The 6,584-nt window shown below is 60.2% G+C and carries 6 protein-coding genes; 1 reads left to right on the forward strand and 5 read right to left on the reverse strand.

The genetic code is table 11. The annotated features are described in order from the left end of the window. Positions 1-120: 120 nt before the first annotated feature. The 5 genes from crcB to EN939_RS16095 all read right to left on the reverse strand — a co-directional run bounded on the left by crcB (position 121) and on the right by EN939_RS16095 (position 6,231). Positions 121-495 carry a fluoride efflux transporter CrcB gene (crcB, locus tag EN939_RS16075; RefSeq protein WP_127268771.1) on the reverse strand — a complete coding sequence of 125 codons (375 nt, stop codon included), beginning with the start codon at positions 493-495 and terminating at the stop codon, positions 121-123. 71 nt (positions 496-566) lie between these two features. Further along, a complete protein-coding gene (locus EN939_RS16080; RefSeq protein WP_127268772.1) occupies positions 567-2,225 on the reverse strand; it encodes a hypothetical protein in 1,659 nt (552 codons plus the stop codon). Between the two features lie 160 nt (positions 2,226-2,385). After that, positions 2,386-3,216, reverse strand: coding sequence for an aspartyl/asparaginyl beta-hydroxylase domain-containing protein (locus tag EN939_RS16085; protein WP_127268773.1), 831 nt, complete (start codon positions 3,214-3,216; stop codon positions 2,386-2,388). A 171-nt stretch (positions 3,217-3,387) separates the two neighbouring features. Next, positions 3,388-4,695: a replication-associated recombination protein A gene (locus tag EN939_RS16090; protein ID WP_127268774.1), complete on the reverse strand. Its 1,308-nt coding sequence runs from the start codon at positions 4,693-4,695 to the stop codon at positions 3,388-3,390. A 48-nt stretch (positions 4,696-4,743) separates the two neighbouring features. Continuing rightward, a complete protein-coding gene (locus tag EN939_RS16095) occupies positions 4,744-6,231 on the reverse strand; it encodes a DegQ family serine endoprotease (protein WP_127268775.1) in 1,488 nt (495 codons plus the stop codon). An 83-nt stretch (positions 6,232-6,314) separates the two neighbouring features. Here EN939_RS16095 and EN939_RS16100 point away from each other — a divergent pair. Continuing rightward, positions 6,315-6,584 (forward strand): hypothetical protein (locus EN939_RS16100; RefSeq protein ID WP_164751019.1); only part of this gene is annotated, 270 nt, incomplete at its 3' end.

A 6,584-nucleotide genomic window follows, 5' to 3' on the forward strand; every position in this document is an offset into this window, starting at 1 on the left:
GGTCGAGCCCCATGCCCGCCTCGCCGGCCTCCACCGTGATCTGTTCAACGCCTGCCATGTTTTTTGTCGCTTATCCGTTTCCCGAGCGAAGCTCGGCCTGTTCTTGGCGCGGCAATAGCACTAAGGCAGGCTTCTTGCGAGCCAAAGTCCCAGAAACAGGGCGATAATGGCGCCAATGACGCTGGCAAGGGCATAAGCCAGCGCAGGCAGCGTGGCTCCCCGCTCCCACAGCGTCGCGAAATCGAGCGAAAAGGCGGAGAAGGTGGTGAAGCCGCCGAGAATGCCGGTAGCAACGAACAGCCTGACCTCGTTCGATCCGCCACGGCGCATCATGGAGGCGATGAACAGCCCCATGGCGAAGGAGCCAATGATGTTGATGGCCATCGTGCCCCAGGGATAGCTGGGGCCGACAAAACGCAGCGCGCCGATGTTGGTAAGGTGACGAATTCCGGCACCGATGCCGCCACCGACGACGACGAGAAACAGATTGAACATGACCGTTTACTGCCCCCGCACGGCTGCCCCGTCAATCCCTCGTTGCGGGCGCAACCGCACGCAGATCGAGCTCACCACTCAGGCGTTGCCCATCCCGGATATTTTTTCCTGAACTCGTTATAGAGGTCATCGACCTCCGTTTTGCCGATAGGGCGCACCTGTTCGTAGAGGTAGCCCTTGACGTCGCCGGACAGCTGGTAAGCCGCTATGCGCCTGTATGCTGCGCCAATGCCTTTGCCCTCGACGATGTATTGGTCCGGTATCGAGACACAGAGCTGCGCGCCCTGCTGCAGATGGATAACGGGCGGGTCGGTCACGACAACGTATTTGGACTTCAACGCCGCCGGTCTGAATCGATCGCGACTATCGACCTGACAAGCCCACTCGATGCGAGGGTAAAGGTCCTTGTCCATTTCATACAGCAATGAATCGCTCATGATCCCGCTGGATGCAAACACCGACAACCGGTCCCCAGGTCCCATCTTTCCAAGAAGGTCATCGATAAGGCGCCTGTATTCTGGAAGATTGTCGAGGTGCAGCGGGAGCGTGGCTTCCCTGGCAAAGACGTAGCTGATCGGCGACAGAACCTGGCGGCCAGTCGGGAAAAAAGTACCGAAAAACGCCAGCCCGGCGGCAACGGCTATCGCGGCGTTCGACCATCGCGATCTCAGTGCCGGCATCGAAACGATCGCAACGATTGCCTGGGCGTAGGTAGGAAAGAGCCAAAGAAATACCGGCACCGAATGATGGCGATCCGGGTCCTGCATGCGGGTGAAGAGGACGAAGGTGAGTGCCGAAGCAACGGCACAGAACAGGGAAAATCTGTTTTGGCGTATAATGGAGATGTAAAGGCCAAATACGATCAACAGCCAGTTCACATAGCTGAGCCGGGATCCCACCTGGACAATCTGCGAAACGAAGTCCGTCTTGTATCCGCTGTAAAGATCGCCATAGCTGGTTCCCAGTATCTTGAAGATCAAGGGTTGCTGGAAGGTCAGCGCGGCTCCGACAACCACGAGGATCGCACACAGGCCTCCGACGGCGGCATTGCGGAGTGCCGGAAAGTCCCGATCTTTGGCAACCTGCAGAAAACAGAAGAAGGCTGCGGAAATTCCGAGCCCGATGACAGGATAGGCGTGCCAGCGGCGCAGCACGAACGCCAACCACAGGCATACGCCGACACGTATTCCGCTGATCACCGGTTCATGGGTCAGGAACCTCGATTTCCAGAGAAAATAGGTTGCCGCGCAAAGCGCGAGACAGCCGGCAATGTCAGGCAACCCACGGAGCGTCGCCGCCCAGAACGGCGTGTAGAGAAAGGCCGCAATCCATACGGTGAGCCAGCTTCGGCATGAAGACGTCCCGGTCGCCGCCTCCAGATAGCTAATTCTGCCGATGAGAAGAGCGGTCGGGACCAGATAAACAGCAACTATTCCGGCGATATAGGAAAACCTCGAATCGCCAAAAATGATGTGAAACGGCATCAGCGGCACCAGGATCGCCGCACTGTAGTCATCCGTGGCGATCGAGGTCCTCAAATGGCTGAGCCACTCGAGAGGGCTCTGAATCAAGAGCGTGCCTTGCCGGCTGAACGTGTCGAAATAGGCAGCGAAGTCCCAGTAATAGACAGGCTGCTCAAGCCCTACATAGGTGAGAGCAAGAGCAACTCCCAGCAGAGCGGTGCACACATATGTCGTTGCCCAAAATCCGAGAGATCTGTTCTTCGTCACTTGAAGCCGCCAGAAGGAGAAGAGGCAGAACTGTCAAAGTCAGCCCGGGGCCGCCGTTCATGCAGCCAGGAGCCGTTCCGGCGCATGAGCGGCCACAAGGATGGCCAAGTCTCACACGCAGAGCACCCAAATGCCGCCGGCAGCGCCGGTTTTCTAAAGCTCAGGTCGTGCCGGCATTCTTCGGCTTGGTCGAACCGATCATCTTCCAGTTCTTGTAGAACATGGAATTGATGCGCTCGACGCTGACCGAGACGATTGAGAGCATGCCCGCGATCAGTCTGGGAACCGGAGACGGCCGGATGATGTCCATGAAGACGCAGTAGCGGCGTCCGTCATACTCGTTGACCGAGCGATGCAGCAGCGTGTCGTCGAAGATGAACAGCGGATTGTCGTACCAATAATTCTTGACGTTGCCGCACTCGACGAAAATCTCCGACTTAACCGGGATCAGATTGTAGAGGATGCGCAGGCTGAGCCGCAGCGGGCCGAAATGCCAAGACGTCGATTCGCGCTTGCTGAAGACGGAAACGGCTATGGTCTTGATGTACTTGAAGTCCTTGTTGAACTCGGCGACGTTGTCGATCCTGTGCTTACCGTACCACTGGTAGACATACATGCCGCGCCGGCCGGCGCCGAAATTGGCGTCGATATCGGCAATGATCTCATCTTTGCGCGCCTTGAAGATGTCCAGGACCTCGTTGACCTCGCGCTGATAGTCGGCGGGAAACTGCTCCAGCTTCCAGACACCTGGATTTCTGTAGCACAAGAGGTCGACCAGCAGATTGAACGGCGAAAGCAGCCAGGTGAACAGGCCGTTGCCGAGAAAATAGCCTGAGAACAGCGACAGATCCTTGCGGTCGTTGCGCAGCACGTCGATCAGGCCGCAGATGATGAAGATCGTCGTCAGGATGGGAATGAAATAGAAGCCAAGGGCGAGAAGCGGGATGGCAATGGCGAATTTGCGAAGGGACTTGCGAAGGGTTTTTGTCATTTTTCCACGCGCGGAGCGCGATCCTGTTGCGAATGAAGTGCCCAAATCACGGCAACGACCACCGCCCGGTCGTGCGCCTTGATAAGGTTTTTTGGGTTACCACACAACGGCCCTGCTATCGTGGCCGGCTGGCTGCCTGGTGGATCTGGCCAACGGCCTCACGCAAGCCTGCTACTCCCGCTCCTTGCGCAGCTTCGCCCAATAGTCGAGCCGCTTCCTGATGTCGCGCTCGAAGCCGCGCTCGGGCGGATCATAGAAGGTCTGGCGGCCCATCTTCTCGGGAAAATAATCCTGCCCCGAAAAGGCATCCGGCTCGTCATGGTCGTAACGATAGCCGGCGCCGTAATCCTCCTCTTTCATCAGCTTTGTCGGCGCGTTGAGGATGTGCTTGGGCGGCAGCAGCGAGCCGTGTTCCTTCGCGGCCCGCGTGGCAGCCTTGAAAGCATTGTAGACGGCGTTGGATTTGGGCGCGGTGGCGAGATAGACGGTGGCCTCGGCAAAAGCCAGCTCGCCCTCGGGCGAGCCGAGATAGTCGTAGGCATCCTTGGCGGCATTGGCGACGACAAGCGCCTGCGGGTCGGCAAGGCCGATGTCTTCCATGGCCATGCGCACCAGCCGGCGGCCTAGATAGAGCGGATCCTCGCCGGCATCGAACATGCGTGCGAGATAGTAGAGAGCCGCGTCAGGGTCTGAACCGCGTACCGATTTGTGCAGCGCCGAGATCAGATTGTAATGGCCGTCCTGGCCCTTGTCGTAGATCGGCGCGCGGCGCTGGACGATGCGCTGCAGTCCCTCGGGATCGAAGACCTCGCCGGGTTTGGCTGCCCGCCAGACTTCTTCCGCGAGCGTCAGCGAGGCCCGGCCGTCGCCATCGCTCATGCGGATGAGCATGGTCCGCGCCTCGTCGTCGAGCGGCAGCGCCCTGCCCTCGGTCTCCTCCGCCCGCACCATCAGCTTGGAGATGCTCTCCTCGCCAAGCGAATGGAAGACCAGAACGCGCGCGCGTGACAACAAAGCGGCATTCAGTTCGAAGGACGGGTTTTCGGTCGTGGCGCCAACCAGCACGACTGTCCCGTCCTCCATGACCGGGAGAAAGCTGTCCTGCTGGGCACGGTTGAAGCGATGGATCTCGTCGACGAACAGCAAGGTCTGGCGGCCATTGGTGCGGCGCAATTTGGCCGCTTCGAACACCTTTTTCAGGTCGGCGACGCCGGAAAAGACAGCCGATATCTGCTCGAAGGCCAGGCTGGTTTCGCCGGCAAGCAGGCGCGCCACGGTGGTCTTGCCGGTGCCGGGCGGCCCCCAGAAGATCATCGAGCCGAGCGAGCCGGAACCGATCAACCGGGTCAGCGCGCCGTCAGGGCCGGTCAGATGCTCCTGGCCGACGACCTCGCCAAGGTTTCTCGGCCGCAGCCTGTCGGCCAGCGGCCGCCCAGGCGGGGTCTTTTCCGGTTCATCGACGCTGAACAGATCGGCCATGCACTTCTTTTTCGTTGGAGCATGAGCCCGAATGCACGGAACCCAGCCCTAATAACGCAACACCTGACGCATTATCTGCCCGCCACGCTCGACGGTAAAGCGCCACCAGCGCGTATCCGTCCTGGCCGCCAACTCCAGGGTCGCCGCGGTATCGATGGTGGTGCCGTTCACCTCGCGCACGATGTCGCCCGGCTGGAAGCCGAAATCGGCGGCCGGAGAATCACGGTTGATGTCGACCACGGTGACGCCCTTGATGTCCGTGCGCAGGCCAAGCCGCTGCGCGAGCCGGGGCGACAGCTCCGCGACCTTGGCGCCCGAAAACGGGCTGCGGCCATGCAGCGTCACCTCGGCAGCTTTCATGCCTTCCGGAGCACGCTCCAGCGCAATATCCATCGCCGCCTGCTGGCCCTTGGTCAAAACCGCGAAATTGGCGGTGGTGCCGATCGACAGCGTCGCCATCCGGTAGTCCAGCGCTTCGATGCTCTCGACCGGCTTGCCATTGAGTTGCAGCACCACGTCGCCGGGCTTGAGTCCTGCCTTGCCGGCCGGACCGGTCGCCTCGACCGACGAGACCAGCGCACCGGTCGGCTTCTCCATGCCGAGCGATTCGGCGATCTGCGGCGTCACCGATTCGAACTCGGCGCCGATATAGGGCCGTTCGAAGAAGTCGAGCCCGGCCTTGGCCGCGTCGGCAAAAGCGCGGACCATATTCGAGGGAATGGCGAAGCCGATGCCGATCGAACCGCCGCTGCGGCTGTAGATGGCGGTGTTGATGCCGACCAGCTGGCCGCCCATGTTGATCAGCGCGCCGCCGGAATTGCCAGGATTGATGGCGGCGTCGGTCTGGATGAAGAAGCTGGAATCGGAGACGCCGATATGGCTGCGGGCCAGTGCCGAGACGATGCCGCTGGTGGTGGTCTGGCCGACGCCGAAGGGGTTGCCGATGGCCAGCAACAGGTCGCCGACCTCAAGCGCGTCGGAATCGCCGATGGCGATAACCGGAAACGGCTTGTCCGAGGTGATCTTGAGCACGGCGAGGTCGAGTGTCTCGTCCTTGAGCAGCACCTTGCTGTCGAACTCACGCCCATCAGCGGTCGCCACCTTGACCCGGTCGGCATCCTTGATGACGTGGTAATTGGTGACCACGACGCCGGTCGGATCGACCAGCACGCCGGAGCCGAGCGAAGACTGTGCACGCGGCTGCGAGCGACCGAAGAATTCCTCGAAGAACGGATCGCCGTCGAAAGGCGACGTGACCTTGGCCGTCTGCGAGGCATAGACGTTGACCACGGCCGGGGCTGTCTGCTTGACCAGCGGCGCAAACGACAATTGCACCTCCTCGCGGCCGAAGGGTACGCGCTTGTCGGGACCAGCCGTGGCGTTTTCGCCTTCCACGCCATGCAGCAGGTCGGTCAGCACATCGGACAGGCCGGGATCGGTCTTCGTCTCCTCGGCCAATGCCTGCCTGACCACCGGTGCGGCCGCAAACGCCATGATGGCGAAAAGCAGAACAAGGGGCAGTCTTCTGGCGCGCATTCGCGAATCCTCCAAGGCAAGTTCGGGGGCATTGTCCCGACGATTGTGCAAAATGAAAGGCTAAGCCGCTGAAATCCGACTATTTGGGCAGCAAAACAGCTACAGCTGACCTTGAAACCGAAAACCTCGTGGCCCTGATGAAAAAACAACTCCTGTCTTTCCGTGACTTTTTGAAGACCGGCAGCTTGGGGCCGATCTCCCCCGACATGACAATGGCCGAGATTATCGAAGTGCTCGGCATGCCTGAGCATGTCGATCCAGATTACTGGACGTTCGGAAAGCTCGAAATTTCCTTTGATATCACGCCGCCTCGCCAGATGAACTGGTTTCAAATTGAGCAGGCCAGTTACCTC

This window comes from Mesorhizobium sp. M7A.F.Ca.CA.002.05.1.1, from assembly GCF_003998335.1.
GTDB lineage: Bacteria > Pseudomonadota > Alphaproteobacteria > Rhizobiales > Rhizobiaceae > Mesorhizobium.

Excerpts from the sequence above, each read along its gene's own strand:
- crcB (WP_127268771.1), bottom strand. The coding sequence starts at position 495 with ATGTTCAATCTGTTTCTCGTCGTCGTCGGTGGCGGCATCGGTGCCGGA.
- EN939_RS16085 (WP_127268773.1), bottom strand. The coding sequence starts at position 3,216 with ATGACAAAAACCCTTCGCAAGTCCCTTCGCAAATTCGCCATTGCCATC.
- EN939_RS16095 (WP_127268775.1), bottom strand. The coding sequence starts at position 6,231 with ATGCGCGCCAGAAGACTGCCCCTTGTTCTGCTTTTCGCCATCATGGCG.
- EN939_RS16090 (WP_127268774.1), bottom strand. The coding sequence starts at position 4,695 with ATGGCCGATCTGTTCAGCGTCGATGAACCGGAAAAGACCCCGCCTGGG.